The organism is Streptomyces sp. NPDC002138 (assembly GCF_040296485.1).
GTDB lineage: Bacteria > Actinomycetota > Actinomycetes > Streptomycetales > Streptomycetaceae > Streptomyces.
This window is the reverse complement of record NZ_JBEOXE010000001.1, coordinates 124,139-137,531: the sequence shown is the minus strand read 5'-3', so window position 1 is coordinate 137,531 and position 13,393 is coordinate 124,139. Positions and strand designations below refer to the sequence as shown.

13 protein-coding genes are annotated in these 13,393 nt (G+C 73.1%); 8 read left to right on the top strand and 5 right to left on the bottom strand.

Annotated features, from left to right (window positions below; translation table 11 throughout):
- Positions 1–205: 205 nt before the first annotated feature.
- From ABT084_RS00645 to ABT084_RS00635, 3 genes are all read right to left on the bottom strand, one after another.
- The gene (locus ABT084_RS00645; protein ID WP_351037343.1) at positions 206–2,065 is read right to left on the bottom strand and encodes a CocE/NonD family hydrolase C-terminal non-catalytic domain-containing protein; all 1,860 of its coding nucleotides are present in this window, start codon (positions 2,063–2,065) and stop codon (positions 206–208) included.
- Positions 2,066–2,229: 164 nt separating this feature from the next.
- Positions 2,230–2,841 carry a TetR/AcrR family transcriptional regulator gene (locus ABT084_RS00640; protein WP_351037341.1) on the bottom strand — a complete coding sequence of 204 codons (612 nt, stop codon included), beginning with the start codon at positions 2,839–2,841 and terminating at the stop codon, positions 2,230–2,232.
- 120 nt (positions 2,842–2,961) lie between these two features.
- Positions 2,962–3,837: a 3-hydroxybutyryl-CoA dehydrogenase gene (locus ABT084_RS00635; protein WP_351037339.1), complete on the bottom strand. Its 876-nt coding sequence runs from the start codon at positions 3,835–3,837 to the stop codon at positions 2,962–2,964.
- Between ABT084_RS00635 and ABT084_RS00630 the strand changes: the two genes are divergently transcribed.
- Complete coding sequence (locus tag ABT084_RS00630; protein WP_502968802.1) at positions 3,805–4,152, top strand: aldehyde dehydrogenase family protein; 348 nt, start codon at positions 3,805–3,807, stop codon at positions 4,150–4,152. The genes ABT084_RS00635 and ABT084_RS00630 overlap by 33 nt on opposite strands.
- A 61-nt stretch (positions 4,153–4,213) precedes the next feature.
- On the opposite strand, the gene ABT084_RS00625 is transcribed toward ABT084_RS00630, so the two are convergent.
- Positions 4,214–5,245 (bottom strand): zinc-dependent alcohol dehydrogenase family protein, encoded by a 1,032-nt coding sequence (locus tag ABT084_RS00625; RefSeq protein ID WP_351037337.1) that lies wholly within the window; start codon positions 5,243–5,245, stop codon positions 4,214–4,216.
- A 161-nt stretch (positions 5,246–5,406) separates the two neighbouring features.
- On the opposite strand from ABT084_RS00625, the gene ABT084_RS00620 reads away from it, so the two are divergent.
- From ABT084_RS00620 to ABT084_RS00605, 4 genes are all read left to right on the top strand, one after another.
- Positions 5,407–6,273 (top strand): helix-turn-helix domain-containing protein, encoded by an 867-nt coding sequence (locus tag ABT084_RS00620; protein ID WP_351037335.1) that lies wholly within the window; start codon positions 5,407–5,409, stop codon positions 6,271–6,273.
- A gap of 93 nt (positions 6,274–6,366) precedes the next feature.
- A complete protein-coding gene (locus ABT084_RS00615; RefSeq protein WP_351037333.1) occupies positions 6,367–7,938 on the top strand; it encodes a S8 family peptidase in 1,572 nt (523 codons plus the stop codon).
- A gap of 156 nt (positions 7,939–8,094) precedes the next feature.
- On the top strand, positions 8,095–8,667 hold the full coding sequence (locus ABT084_RS00610) for a potassium channel family protein (protein WP_351037332.1): 573 nt from the start codon (positions 8,095–8,097) through the stop codon (positions 8,665–8,667).
- Between the two features lie 38 nt (positions 8,668–8,705).
- Complete coding sequence (locus tag ABT084_RS00605) at positions 8,706–10,010, top strand: chloride channel protein (protein WP_502968801.1); 1,305 nt, start codon at positions 8,706–8,708, stop codon at positions 10,008–10,010.
- 93 nt (positions 10,011–10,103) lie between these two features.
- Here ABT084_RS00605 and ABT084_RS00600 read toward each other — a convergent pair whose 3' ends face one another.
- Positions 10,104–10,706 carry a TIGR03086 family metal-binding protein gene (locus ABT084_RS00600; protein ID WP_351037328.1) on the bottom strand — a complete coding sequence of 201 codons (603 nt, stop codon included), beginning with the start codon at positions 10,704–10,706 and terminating at the stop codon, positions 10,104–10,106.
- 347 nt (positions 10,707–11,053) lie between these two features.
- On the opposite strand from ABT084_RS00600, the gene ABT084_RS00595 reads away from it, so the two are divergent.
- From ABT084_RS00595 to ABT084_RS00585, 3 genes are all read left to right on the top strand, one after another.
- Complete coding sequence (locus ABT084_RS00595; protein ID WP_351037326.1) at positions 11,054–11,635, top strand: hypothetical protein; 582 nt, start codon at positions 11,054–11,056, stop codon at positions 11,633–11,635.
- A gap of 97 nt (positions 11,636–11,732) precedes the next feature.
- Positions 11,733–12,239: a hypothetical protein gene (locus tag ABT084_RS00590; RefSeq protein WP_351037325.1), complete on the top strand. Its 507-nt coding sequence runs from the start codon at positions 11,733–11,735 to the stop codon at positions 12,237–12,239.
- Positions 12,240–12,350: 111 nt separating this feature from the next.
- Entirely contained in the window at positions 12,351–13,316 is a 966-nt protein-coding gene (locus tag ABT084_RS00585) for a helix-turn-helix transcriptional regulator (protein WP_351037323.1), read from the top strand.
- Positions 13,317–13,393 lie beyond the last annotated feature (77 nt).

The window sequence follows — 13,393 nt, the reverse complement described above, 5'->3', positions numbered from 1 at the left end:
CCCCCCACGCGTGCGGATGCCGGCCGGGGAATGGGGGCGCGAGCTGCGAATCATTGCTTCAGAGGCAGGTTCCGGAAGTCGCGCCGGAGTCCCGCGGCCGGCAACAGGACCCTAACAGCGCGGCCCCGAGAGCCACTACCGACTTCCGTCCGGTCGTGCCGGGCCCCGCTCACCGGCGGGGGCCGGGCCCGGGGCGGCGGGTGTGTCAGCCCAGGGGCAGGTGCAGGCAGGACTCCTCGCCGGGCGGGGAGCTGATGGTGGTGGTGCTGCTGGTGCCCTCGGCGGTCGCGTGCGAGTAGAGCTTGTCCCTGCTGTTGACCACCAGCGCCAGACGGTGATCGGCGGGTACGTCGTAGGCGGCGGCCTGGAGGTCCCAGGTGACGGTGGTGTCCTGATCCGGGACGAGGTCGGACAGCGTGTACGGCTCGTGCGTGACGATCCGCGCGGTGTTGTCGGCGGCGATGTCGAACAGGTAGGCCACCAGGGTCGTGGACGCGGCGGAGCTGCGCACGGTGAGCCGGACCCGGGGGACGCCCCGGATGCGGCGGGCCGCCTGGCCGTCCGCGCCGGTGCTCAGCGGCCCGGTGGTCCAGACGGCCAGCTGCTTGCGGTCGAACTCGTCGGTCGCGTAGACCTTCGGGTTGCCGTTCCACTCGTCCTTGCCGGTCTGCACGATCCCGTCCATCGCCGTGGCCCCGGTCAGGCCCCCGGCGCTGAACTCGCGCGACCAGCCCGGGGCGGGGTGGGTGCCCAGCAGACCGTCCTGGTCCCCGGTGGCGGTGCTGGCCAGGTACCACTGCTCGGTGGAGGTGGTGACCTCGTCCCAGGTCTGCCGCGGCTCGCGTACCGCCGGGGTGACGATCGTGTTCCGGCCGCTGCCCGGGTCCGTCGTGGTCCGGTAGGTGAACATGACCTGGTTGCTGACCTCGGGCCAGGTGGGCACGTCGTTCGCGGCGCCCCGCAGATGGTGGTCGAGCCAGGCGTACGCCTCGGACATCGCGAGGTTGGGGCCGGTCGGCCCGGTCAGCGGTCCGGTCAGGCCGGGGCCCTCCGGCACGGCGTGGTCGCCGATCCACAGGTTGAGCCGCTTGGGGACGGTGAGCCGGTTGAACGTGTCCAGGACCTGGTTGACCGGGAACAGGCCCTCGTGCCAGGTGTTGGAGATGAAGGTCGGCACGCCGCGGGCGTTGGTGGTCCCCACATACGTCTCCGGGGCGCGTTCGGTGCCCCACGCGACGACCCGCTCCATGTTCCGGTTCGCCGTGAAGTCCGCAAGGATCTCCTGGGTCTCCTCGTCGAACTTGCGCTCCACGGGTCCGCCGGTGAGGCTCAGCAGCACCTCGACGGCCGCGAGGTGCCGGGTGTCGTGGTGGTAGAGGCTGGTGGCCAGGTTGCCCCAGGTGCTCAGCGCGGCGACCGCGTCCACCCGCTCGTCGTGCGCGGCGACGAGCTGGCCGATCCCGGATCCGTACGACTCGCCCAGGAAGCCGATCCGGCTCGGCGCGAAGTGCCGCACCGCGTAGTCGATCACCGAGGTCCCGTCGGCCCAGTCCTTGGGGCCGCCGACGTCGATGGTGCCGCCGGAGGTGAACGGGCCGTCCGCGAAGCCCCCGCCGGGCAGGCGTACGGTCAGGCCGATCCCGCGCGGGGTGTAGGCCAGTACGTGGTAGCCCTTGAGCGCCAGGCAGAGGTGCGCGTATTCGAACAGCGGCCAGCCGACCGGCGTCCACCCGGCCGGGAGGATGACCAGCGGTCGCGGTTCGCCGGTGTTGAGCTTGATGGTGTGCGCCGCGAGCTTGATGCCGTCCTCGGCCTCGATCCACGGGAAGCCGACCGTGGCGACCCGCAGCACGCTGTCGGCGAGCTGCTGCAACTCGGGGGTGAGCAGGCTCTGCGTGGCGGTGCCCCGCAGCGTGGCGACCAGCGCCTCGCCCAGGTTGGCGGCCTCGGCACTGACGCTCGCCCCGGCTCCCCAGATGCCGTCGCCCGCGACCTTCTTCAGTTGCGCCGTGGTGACGGCGCTGACCGAAGCTCCCGCGGACCTGTCCCCTTGCGTACCGCTCATGTCAGGGTTCCCGCTCTCTCGTCCCGTAGCCAGTGGCAAAGACCGGGCGGTTATGCCACGCGACGATCATGGAGCTTGGAGATCATTTGGCGGAGGGCGTGAGAGAGGGCGCTCGGAGCGTTCGGACGGTCGGGGCGCACGCCGTTCGCCATCCCGCGGGCCCCTCACACCTCCGGGAAGACCGGGGGCACTCCGAGGGACGGGGCGATGGCCCGCCAGATGGTGGCGCGGGTCGTGGCGAGGTCGACCCGGGGGTCGTCCAGCATCAGGCGGATGCCGAGGCCGTCGCACAGGGCCAGGACCAGCGTGCTGAGGGCGGCGACGTCGCAGTCGGTGAACTCACCCGAGGCGATGCCCTGTTCCACCGCTCCCCCGACCCAGGTGTGGAGCTGGTCGTACAGGTCGACGGCGAGGTGACGGGCCGCCGGGTCGCGCTGGGCCCGGACCCACAGCTCTTGCCAGAGCTTCCAGTCCTGCCGCAGATCCGCGTCGCTCGGCAGCATGCTGCGCAGGATCCGGGCCAGGACGACGGCGGCCGGGGCGCCGTCGTCCGCGGCCTCGGCATCGGCGCCGGTCTGGGCGAAGGAGTGCGTCATCGCCTCGGCGAAAAGCTTCTCCCGGGTGTCGAAGTGGTAGTGCAGCAAGGCCTTCGACACCCCGGCGTGCTCGGCCACCTTGCGCATGCTGACGTTCTCGAAGCCGATGTCGGCGATGACTTCGCACGCGGCCGTGAGGATCCGCTCGCGCGTCTCCAGTGCACGTTCGGCCTTGGTCACGTTGGCTACTCCCCGTATCGGTGCCCGCAGGGCGGGTGCGTGGTCGGTCCGGCTGACGGGCCGCCAGGGCCACATCCTCGCGCATCGCGCCCCGGGACCGCGGCCGCCGGGGCACCCTGGTCAGGGGTAGGTGTGGAAGCCCCGGCCGCTCTTGCGGCCGAGCAGGCCCGCGTCCACCATCCGCGCGAGCAGGGGCGGCGGGGCGTACAGGGTTTCCCGGTACTCGGCGTACATCGAGCGGGCGATCGCCTGGACGGTGTCCAGCCCGATGAGGTCGGCCAGCGCCGGCGGCCCGAGCGGATGGGCGCAGCCCAGGGTCATGCCCCGGTCGATGTCCTCGGCCGACGCCGTACCCGAGTCGGCCATCCGCACCGCGGCCAGCAGGTACGGCACCAGGAGCGCGTTGACGACGAATCCGGCCCGGTCCCGGGCGAGGACGACCTGCTTGCCCAGCACGTCGGAGGCGAAGGTACGGGCGCGCCGGACGGTTTCCTCGTCCGTGAGCAGGGACGGAACCAGTTCGACCAGCGGCAGCACCGGGACGGGGTTGAAGAAGTGGAGGCCGACCACCTGCCGCGGCCGCGAGGTGGCGGCGGCCGGCCGGATGACGGGGAGGGAGGAGGTGTTCGTCGCCAGTACGGCGTCAGGGCGCCGCACGTCCTTGTCGAGCCGGGCGAAGACCTCCAGCTTCGCCCGCTCGTCCTCGGCCACGGCCTCGATGACGAGGTCCCGGTCCGCCATCGGGGCCGTGTCCGTGGCCATGGTGATCCGGGCGAGCGCGGCGTCCCGTTCGGCCACGGTGAGTTTGCCGGCGTCGGCGGCGCGGGCCGGCGAGCGCGTGATCCGCCGCAGCCCGGTGGCCGCGGTCGCCTCCATCACCACGACGTCCCGGCCCGCGCGGGCGCACACCTCGGCGATGCCGGATCCCATCAGGCCGCAGCCCACGATCCCGACCCGTTCCGTATCCCGTCCGGTATCCCGTTCCGTATCGGTCATCGGTCCTCCTTTCACCTGCACGACGGGGCGCGCTTCGGACCCGTCGTCACCGTCCAGCCGTTCGCCGACGAGGCGGAGGCCCTTCGCCTGGCCAACGACGTCCGCTTCGGTCTCGCGGCCGGCGTCTGGACGTCGCACCACGACCGGGCGATGCGGGCGACCCGGGCTCTGCGCACCGGCATCGTCTGGGTGAACACCCACGGCACCACGGTCTCCGAGATGCCCCACGGCGGTGTCAAGCACTCCGGGTACGGCAGCGACCTCTCCCTGTCCGGCCTCCTGGACTACACCCAGGCGAAACACGTCATGCTGTGACCGCAGGCCGCGCCCCGGGGCAACCGGGCCCCGGGCGCGGCCCGTTCGGCTCCGCGCCGGTTCAGCCGTCCATGCGCAGGACGACCTTGCCGAAGGGAGCGTCCGTGGCGTAGCCGCGGTAGGCGGCGCGGGCGTTCTCGAAGGAGTGGACGCGGCCGATCACCGGGCGCAGCCCGTGGGTGGTGATGGCGCGGTTCATCTCCTCGAAGCGGTCGCGGCTGCCGACGAATTCGCGCCGGATCGTGGCCAGGCTCGACGCATACGCCTCGTTCGAGATCGAGATCCCGGAGCGGCCCCCGTCGCCCGTGATCAGCAGGACGATCTGCCCGTACAGCGCGCTCGCGCGCATCGACTGCTCGATGGTCTTGGGGCCGCCCGTCTCCACCACCAGGTCGGCGCCCAAGCCGCCGGTCGCATCCCGGACCTGGACGCTCCACTCGGGGTGGCTCCGGTAGTCGATGACCGCGTCGGCGCCGAGCGCCTTGAGCCGGTCCGCCTTCTCGGCGCCGCCCGAGGTGGTGGCCACGACCCGGCAGCCCAGCAGCCCGGCGAACTGCACGGCGAACAGGGCGACCGGGCCGGTGCCCAGGGTCAGGACCGTCCGGCCCGGGAGCAGCGGCTCGCCGCCGGTCAGCGCGCTCCACGCCGTCACGGCCGCGCAGGGCAGCGTGGCCGCCTCCTCCCAGGTCAGGTGCTCCGGGACGCGGACCGCCCACTGCTCGTCCAGGACCGCGTACTCCGCGAGCATGCCGTCCAGGGTGCAGCCGGGCTGGTCGAAGGCGTCCGGGGTGATCGGGCCGCTGCGCCAGCGCGGGAAGTACCCGCAGGAGACCCGGTCGCCGACCGCGAACCGGGTCACCGCGTCCCCGACGGCCACCACCTCGCCCGCCCCGTCGCTGAGCGGCACCACTCCGGGGACGGCGGGCAGCGGATAGCTGCCGTCGAGGATCATCAGGTCGCGCCGGTTGAGCGAGGCGGCCCGCATCGCGACCACGATGCCGGTGGGGCCGGCCGGCTCCGGCACGGCGGCGCCGTGCTCACCGAGCACGATCCCGTCGATGTCTCCGAACGATTCCAATCGGTACGCACGCATGTCGGCCTCCGGGCTGGTGGTGGGTGTCGGGGTGGGGATCTCGGGCGGTGGTGTCGGGTGACGGTGTCGGGTGACTGCGTCGATGCTGCGGGGCCCCCGGCGGCCCGGCAATTCCCGGCGGGGAATCGCGGGGTCCGCCGCGGAGCGGCTAGAAAGTCCCCATGGCCACCACCACCGCACCCGCCACCACCACCGCACCCGCGCAGTCGTCGCCGTCCTCGCCGTCCGGCCCGTCCACGCAATCCACGCCGTTCGGGCGCGAGTTGCGCCGTCGGCGGTCGCTGAGCCGATTGAGTCAGCTCGAGCTCGCCGGCCTGGCCGGGACCACGCAACGCCACCTGAGCTTCATCGAGAGCGGCCGGTCCACGCCCGGCCGGGTCATGGTGGTCCGGCTCGCCGAATCCCTCGGCCTGCCGCTGCGCGAGCGCAACGCGCTTCTGCTGAGCGCCGGTTACGCGCCCGTCTACCCCGAGTCGGCGCCGGACGCGGACACCGTCGCCCCGGCCATGGCGGCCCTGGAGTCCATCCTGACGGGCCACCTGCCCTACCCCGCCGTTGTCGCCGGGCGGCGCGGTCAACTGGTCCGGGCCAACGGGGCCTTCGAGGTACTGACCGAGGGCGTGGCCGCGCACCTCCTGGAACCACCGGTGAACGTCCTGCGGATCGCGCTGCACCCCGAGGGGATGGCACCCCGCGTGGTAAATCTGGGGGCCTGGGGGCAGCACATCACCGAGAGCCTGCGGGCCCGGGCCCGGGTGCACCCGGATACCGAACTCGACGAGCTGATAGAGGAGTTGAGCGGCTACCTGCCCGCGTCCGCCCCCGGACCCGAACACCTGGGGTTCGCGGTGCCGTTGCGCCTGCGCACCGCCGACGGCGAACTCCGCCTGCTGACCACGCTCACCTCCTTCGCGACGGCCGTCGACGTCACCCTCGCCGAACTGCACCTGGAGGCCTTCCTGCCGGCCGACGCGGCCACGGGCAAGCTGCTGCGCCGCCGCGAGGAGGCGCGTACCGCTCGGCCGTAGGCTTCCGCAAGCCCCCTCCCCCTCGGCCCCCGGCGGCCCCGGCGACCCCAGGCGCCCTTGTGCCGTAACGCCCCGGCAGCCGAGCCTGGCAGCATGACCACGAGACCGCACTCATCGCACGTCCGGCGGCGCTGCGGCGCCGTTCTCGCGCTGGCCGCCGCGCTCGCGCTCGGGCTCAACACCGGTGCCTCGGCGGCGAGTCCGCCGGAAGGCACCGTCGGGTACGCGGGCGCGCCCGGAGCCGTCGCCGGCAGCTACCTCGTCATCCTCGACCCCGCCCGCGCGCGGTCCCTGACCACGGGAGGCCGGAGCGTCGTCGAACGCGCGGGCGGGACGATCCGCCGCACCTACGACTCCGCGCTGAACGGATACTCCGCCCAGCTGACGGAGCGGCAGGCCCGGCGGCTCGCCGCGGACCCGGCCGTCGTCCGGGTGGTGCAGAACCGGGTGCTGAAGCTGGATGCCACCCAGCCCGATCCGCCCTCCTGGGGCCTGTCCCGGATCGACCAGCGGCGCCTGCCCCTGGACAAGGCGTACACGTACCCGGACTCCTCCGGTCAGGGCGTCACCGCGTACGTCATCGACACCGGCGTCCGCATCACGCACGAGGACTTCGGCGGCCGCGCCTCCTACGGCTACGACGCCATCGACGACGACATGACCGCCCAGGACGACCACGGCCACGGCACCCACGTGGCCGCCACGATCGCGGGCTCCACCCACGGCGTGGCCAAGCAGGCGAAGATCGTCGCCGTGCGGGTGCTCGACTACACCGGCCAGGGCACCACGGAGCAGGTGGTGGCGGGCATCGACTGGGTCACCCGCAACGCGGTCAAGCCCGCGGTGGTCAACATGAGCCTGGGCGGGGACCCCGACGACGTGCTGGACGCCGCCGTCCGCAATTCCATCGCCTCGGGACTCACCTACGCGGTGGCCGCCGGCAATCAGGGCATCGACGCCTCGGGCCACTCCCCCGCCCGCGTCCAGACGGCGCTGACGGTGGGTGCGGTCGGCGACTACGACCACCGCTCCTCGTACTCCAACTACGGTCCGCTGGTGGACCTGTTCGCGCCCGGTGACGACATCTCCTCGGCCGCGTACTTCTCCGACGACTGGTACATGAGCATGTCGGGCACCTCGATGGCGACCCCGCACGTCACCGGCGCGGCGGCGCTCTATCTCGCCACGCACCGCACGGCGACCCCGGCCCAGGTCGGAGCTGCCCTGACCGGCTATGCCAGCACGGGATCGGTCATCGACCCCGGCCCGGGCTCGCCCAACCGGCTGGTGTACACGGGCGGTTCGGCGCAGCGGGCACCGGGCAAGCGGTTCGCGAACACCACCGATTTCCCGGTGGCCGATCTGGCGACCGTCGATTCCCCGGTGACCGTCAGCGGGGTGACCGGCAAGGCCCCGGCGGACCTCGATGTCGAGATCGCGATCAAACACCCGGACGTCGGCGACCTGCGGATCGACGTGATCGCTCCGGACGGCACGGCCTACCCGATCAAGGACGAGTGGGAGGCCTGGATAGAGACCGACTACACGGTCGTCTACGCGATCGACGCGTCCACGGAGACCGCGAACGGCGTCTGGCGGCTGCGGGTCTTCGACACGCGCAGCGACCACACCGGATACATCGACTCGTGGGCCCTGCGCTTCTGAGCCCCTGAGCGAACGGGAGCGCCCCGGGGCCGGGCGGCGACCCGGCCCGGGGTGGCGACCCGGCCCCGGGCGGCGAAGGTGCGGGGCGTTGCGGGCGGTGCTGGAATGCAGGGAGGACGGTGCCGGACGGTCGACGGGCACGGGTGAGGAGGTGCCATGGACGTCGTCGACGGCTCCGGCGGGAACCCCCGCGGGTGGTGGCGCCGGCTTCCCCTGGTCAGCCACCTGGCACGGGCAGTGGCCATGGCGGCCCTGCTCACCGCCTTGTACTACGCGGCTCCCCTGAACCGAGGGATCGGCGTGGAGACCCTCGCCGCGCTGATCGGCGGGCTACTGCTCTTCGGCTCCCTGGTGACCTGGCAGCTCCGCGCCATCACCCGATCGGAGCACCCGCGCCTGCAGGGCGTGGAGGCCCTGGCCACGGCGGTGCCGTTGTTCCTGCTGCTCTTCGCCTCCGCCTACTTCCTCGTCTCGCAGAACGCCCCCGAGTCGTTCTCGGAACCCCTCAACCGCACGGACGCCCTCTACTTCACGGTGACGGTCTTCGCGACCGTCGGCTTCGGCGACATCGTGCCGACCACCACGGCCTGCCGGGCGCTGACCACCGGGCAGATGGTGGCCAACCTGATCGTGGTGGGTTTCGTCGCCAAACTCCTCTTCGGAGCTGTACGGATCGCGGTCGCCCGGCGCACGCCGGGCGACGGCGGCCCGGGAAGGAGCGACCTGTGACGGTCACCCAACCGGGGGAGGCGGAACTGCTGCGGGTCATGCTGCGCAGCCCCGGCTACCTGAAGACCCTGCTGCTCGCCGCCCTCGTGGGCATCCCCGTCTCGCTCGCGGCGTTCTGGTTCCTGGCCGGGATGCACGAACTGGAACACCTCGTGTGGAGCTCGCTCCCGCGCTCGCTCGGCTTCGACGCCCCTCCGTGGTGGTGGCCGCTGCCGTTGCTGCTGCTCTCCGGGGTGCTGGTGGGACTCATCGCCCTGCACCTGCCCGGCGCGGGCGGTCACATCCCGGCCGCCGGGATGACCCTGGGCGGCTCCTCTCCCGGCACGCTCCCCGGCGTCCTGCTCGCGGCGGCCGCGAGCCTTCCCCTGGGCGCGACGCTCGGCCCCGAGGCGCCCCTGATCGCCCTCGGCGGCGGACTGGCCGTGCTCCTGCGGAACCTGACACGCGCCCCCTCGACCCCGCAGGCCACCGTGCTCATGGGGGCGGCCGGCGCCGGCGCCGCCATCGCCGCCATCTTCGGCAGCCCCCTGATCGCCGCCGTCCTGCTGATCGAGGTGGTGGGCGTCGGCGGGCCCCAGCTGTTCGCCGTGATGCTGCCGGCGCTGCTCTCCAGCGGCATCGGTTCCCTGGTGTTCCTCGGGTTCGGGCGCTGGACCGGGCTGGACACGGGCACCCTGGGCATCAAGAAGGGGGCGGGGTCGTTCCCCCGGCTGGACGCCCCCGACGTGCTCTGGGGGCTGCTGCTCGCCCTGGTGACGGGCCTCGTCATGTACCTGGTGTCGGAGCTCGGCCGGCGGGTCGCCGTCTTCGTCACGCGCCGTACGGTCCTGCGCACCGCCCTGTGCGCGCTGGCGGCCGGGGCCTGCGGGGCGCTGTACGCCCTGCTCACCGGGCGCACGCCGGTGGACGTGTCCTCCTCCGGCCAGGGCACCCTGGTCCAGCTGACCTCCGACCCGCAGGCCTGGGGCACCGGCGCGCTGGTGGCCGTCGTGCTGTTCAAGTGCCTGGCCTACGCCCTGTGCCTGGGCAGCCTGCGCGGTGGCCCGGTCTTCCCCGCGGTGTTCCTCGGCGCGGCCGCGGGCGTACTGGTCGCACCGCTGCCGGGCCTGGGCCTGATGCCCGCGATGGCCGCGGGCATGGCCGCCTCGACCGCGACCATGTTGCGGCTGCCGGTCAGCAGCGTGGTCCTCGTGACGATGCTGCTGGGGAGCGCCGCGATGACCCCGGTGGTGATCCTGGCGGCGGTGGTCGCGTTCGTCGTCACGGAACTCCTGCCGGCCCACACGCCCCTGTCCGGGCACGCGCCGGCCCGGGGCCCCGCTCCGGCCGCCGACCCGCGGTGAGCCGTGGCCGGCCGACCCGCGGTGAGCCGTGGCCGGCCGACCCGCGGTGAGCGGTGGCGGCCGATACGCGGTGAGCCGGGGCCGCCGGTCCCGTCACGGGGTCGTCGGCGGCGCCCAGCCGGGATCGCGGCCGGCCAGCCCGACGGCCCGGTCCAGCAGCGGTGCGTCGTCCGGTACGGGCACCACGGCTCCGAAGATGCCGTCGCCCCGGTCCCCGCTCTCGGCGGCCGCCAGCAGGAAGGTGTGCGAGGCGCGCAGCGCGGCCTGATCGGGCGCGTACTCCTGGCCGGTGGCGCGAGCCAGGTCCCAGCCGTGGAGCACCAGTTCGTCCACGGCCACCACACCCGCGATGTCGCCGGGCAGGTCCACGCCGCCCGCGCGGGTCATGCCGGTCCAGGCGGTCGGCTCCTGCCAGGCTTCACCCAGTTCGCCGAGGACACGGGGCAGTTCCTCGCGCCAGCGGGCGGGCAGGGAGGGCGCGGCCGCGCCGGGGGCGCTGTCCGTCGTGGTCCCCAGGTCCTTGCGGGCGGCGTCGCGGAAGGCGACGGCGAGGCCGAAGAGATGACCCAGCAAGTCGCCGACCGCGTACCGGGGGCAGGGCGTCGGATCGGCGAGCCGGGCGTCGGAGACGCCCGCCGCGAGACGCGCGACGATGCGTGCTTGTGGTCCGAGGTCGAGAGTCGTCGTATCGGTCATCTGCCGCTCCTCCGGTTCGACGGGGCTGAGGGGTTCGAAGGTTAGACCGGCCAGGGGGCCCGTACTCGTCGCGACGCGGGCAGGAGGTTCACCCGGGCGGAGCGCCGCGAGTGACCCCCGTGTCCTGCCCGCCTTCGCCGTCGTCGGCCTGGTGACGGCCGCACACGCCGTGGCGCCCGTCGCCCGGCCCGCCCAGGCCCAGGCCGCATCGCCCGCTGCCGGCTCCTGCCCATCCGACCGGGCGGGGACGCGGGAGGCGGCCACCTGGGGTCCGGCGTGCTGACGGGACTCACGGGGCACCCGTGATCGGTGAAGGCACTGTCAGAGCCGGGCCGTAGGTTCGCGGCATGGGAATCTACCTGTGCAGTGTCCATGGCGACGACTGGGCGGCCGACGACGTCCTCCGGCCCGCGGCCCTCGCCATCGCCCCGGAGCTGGAGCGGCGCGGCCTCGCCCCCTGCCCGCCACCGCCTTCGGGCGCCTTCGCCCCGCACTCCGGTATGTCGTTCGAGGAGAAGATGAACCGGCCGATCCAAAGCTTCGAGCGTCTCTGCCGGGCCCAGCCGGACGGCGACGCGTGCTGCGACGCCCTTCTCGACTGGGACCTGCTCCTCCCGATCGACTTCGACGAGCCCGTCAAGCTGCCGGTGCCGGCCCCGTACAGCGAGATCACCACCGTGCGCAGTGCGCATCGTGCGCGTGACGCGGCACAGCTCCTGGCCGACAGCATCGCCCTGCCGCACCACGTCCCGCTGCACTGCGACAATCTCGACCTCGGCAACTGGTTCGACAGCCCCTCCGCCTCCGCCGCGGCCGCTTCCCACCCGGGCGCCTGGTCCGATGACCTGGACGCGTCCTACTACGTGGCCGTATACCTCCGCGCGGCCCAGCACGCGATACGCCGCAACTGCCCGATGTACTACGTCTGATACGACGGGAGCCGCCGGGCCGGTACGCCGGGGCCTTCGTCCCGCAGGTCGTGCGACGATTCGTTGGTCAGCACAGCCGCGAGCGGGACGAAGGACGATGGAGTACATCAATCTGAATGCCCGGGTCGGCGACCTGTCAGGCGTCCTGTGCCCTGCTCGATACCTGGAGCGTCTGCCCTCGCTGGCTGACGCCCTTCCGCCCGGGGCCCGGGACTTCGCCACTGACCCGGACCACTACGACTTCTCCGGCAAGCGGTGCGTGAAGGATCTGGAACTCCAGCAGATCCGGGGCGGCGAAGCCGGTGACCAGCAGGCAGAGCTCCGGTTCCGGCACAACTGCTGGAAGCACGACGAAGACCTGGTCATCCGCTACACCGGGGTCTCCCGCTTCCATACCGACGCCGAGCCCGAGGACCGGGCAGACCTCGGGACCGTGATCCTCGACGAGGTCCTGCCCCACCGGAGCGGCTGCAGCCACGAGATCGCGTTCTGGAACGGCACGCTCTCCGTCGTCTGCCGCGACCTCGTCGCGACCTGGACCAAGGCTGACTGCCCCGACAGCGCGGCCTGGCCGACAGGTGCGGGAAGGCTGCCGCTGCGATAGTGGGAGGCAGTGGCCCTCACATTCTTCGACCCCGGACGAGTGGCGCGTGATCTGTACGCCGCCGCACGTCAGAAGGCTGGGCCCGAGGGGGTGGGGGCCGGGATGTCCCGGGTGCTCAGCCCCATCATCGCGCACGACGCGCTCAGCATGGTGGCCACCGATCCGGCGACGGGGCTCGGCCTCGGCAGCTTCAGTTTCTGGCACCAGTACGAACCCGCGCTGGTCACGGCTCTGGTCATGCACCGCTATCTGGAGGGCGACCCCTGCCGGCCGGCCGCGCTCGCCGGGCTGCGGACCCCGGCCGCCGTGGTGGGGCCGGCCGGTCAGGGCCCGCCCGACCCGCGGATAGGGCAGATCCTCGCGGAGCACGGGGCGGGCTCCGAACTCCGGCTGCTCATCGAGGACGTCCACGGCGTGTGGGGCTCCCTCGCGCTGCTGCGCTGCACGGGCGCCTGCCCGTTCAGCCAGGACGACGTCCAGCGGGCGGCGCGCCTCCGGCCCGCGCTGGTGGCCGCCCTGCGGCGCTACGCGACCACCGGTCCGCTCGCCGCCGCCACCGCCGCTCCCCCGCTGCCCACCGGAGTGGTCACGGTCGGCGGCGACCACCGGATCAAGGCGATCAGCCCCCAGGCCACGGCGTGGCTGAACCACCTGCGGGGAGGGCGGACCGTCCCCGGCTGGCTTCCCGAGCCGTTCCTCGTCGCCCTCGCCCTCGCCGCCCGGGCCCACGCCCGGGACCCCGACGCGTGGGCGCCGCTGGTGTGCGCGCCTCCGGCCGTCTGCGGCCGCTGGATGACCTTCCAGGGCGAGGCCCTCGACCCGGACGGCGCGGGCGATGTCGCCCTCGTCCTCCAGGGCGCCGTCGCGGACCTCGTCCTGCCCTCGTTCTGCGCCTGGTACGGCATCACGCCCCGCGAACGCGACACCCTGGACGCGCTCCGCACCGGCGCGGCCGTCAAACAGATCGCCCGGCACCTGGAGCTCTCGCCGTACACGGTCAACGACCACCTCAAGGCCCTCTTCCGCAAGACGGGGGCAGCCGGCCGCGACGAGCTCATCGCCGCGCTGACGCACTGATCCCGCGGCCCGTACATCCCCCGTTTCAGGGGGTCGCGGCGCCCGCGGCCCGGCCCACCATGGAATCCGGATCCGCA

Excerpts from the sequence above, each read along its gene's own strand:
- ABT084_RS00610 (WP_351037332.1), top strand. The coding sequence starts at position 8,095 with ATGGACGTCGTCGACGGCTCCGGCGGGAACCCCCGCGGGTGGTGGCGC.
- ABT084_RS00635 (WP_351037339.1), bottom strand. The coding sequence starts at position 3,837 with ATGACCGATACGGAACGGGATACCGGACGGGATACGGAACGGGTCGGG.
- ABT084_RS00615 (WP_351037333.1), top strand. The coding sequence starts at position 6,367 with ATGACCACGAGACCGCACTCATCGCACGTCCGGCGGCGCTGCGGCGCC.
- ABT084_RS00600 (WP_351037328.1), bottom strand. The coding sequence starts at position 10,706 with ATGACCGATACGACGACTCTCGACCTCGGACCACAAGCACGCATCGTC.
- ABT084_RS00645 (WP_351037343.1), bottom strand. The coding sequence starts at position 2,065 with ATGAGCGGTACGCAAGGGGACAGGTCCGCGGGAGCTTCGGTCAGCGCC.
- ABT084_RS00590 (WP_351037325.1), top strand. The coding sequence starts at position 11,733 with ATGGAGTACATCAATCTGAATGCCCGGGTCGGCGACCTGTCAGGCGTC.
- ABT084_RS00605 (WP_502968801.1), top strand. The coding sequence starts at position 8,706 with ATGCTGCGCAGCCCCGGCTACCTGAAGACCCTGCTGCTCGCCGCCCTC.
- ABT084_RS00625 (WP_351037337.1), bottom strand. The coding sequence starts at position 5,245 with ATGCGTGCGTACCGATTGGAATCGTTCGGAGACATCGACGGGATCGTG.
- ABT084_RS00620 (WP_351037335.1), top strand. The coding sequence starts at position 5,407 with ATGGCCACCACCACCGCACCCGCCACCACCACCGCACCCGCGCAGTCG.
- ABT084_RS00595 (WP_351037326.1), top strand. The coding sequence starts at position 11,054 with ATGGGAATCTACCTGTGCAGTGTCCATGGCGACGACTGGGCGGCCGAC.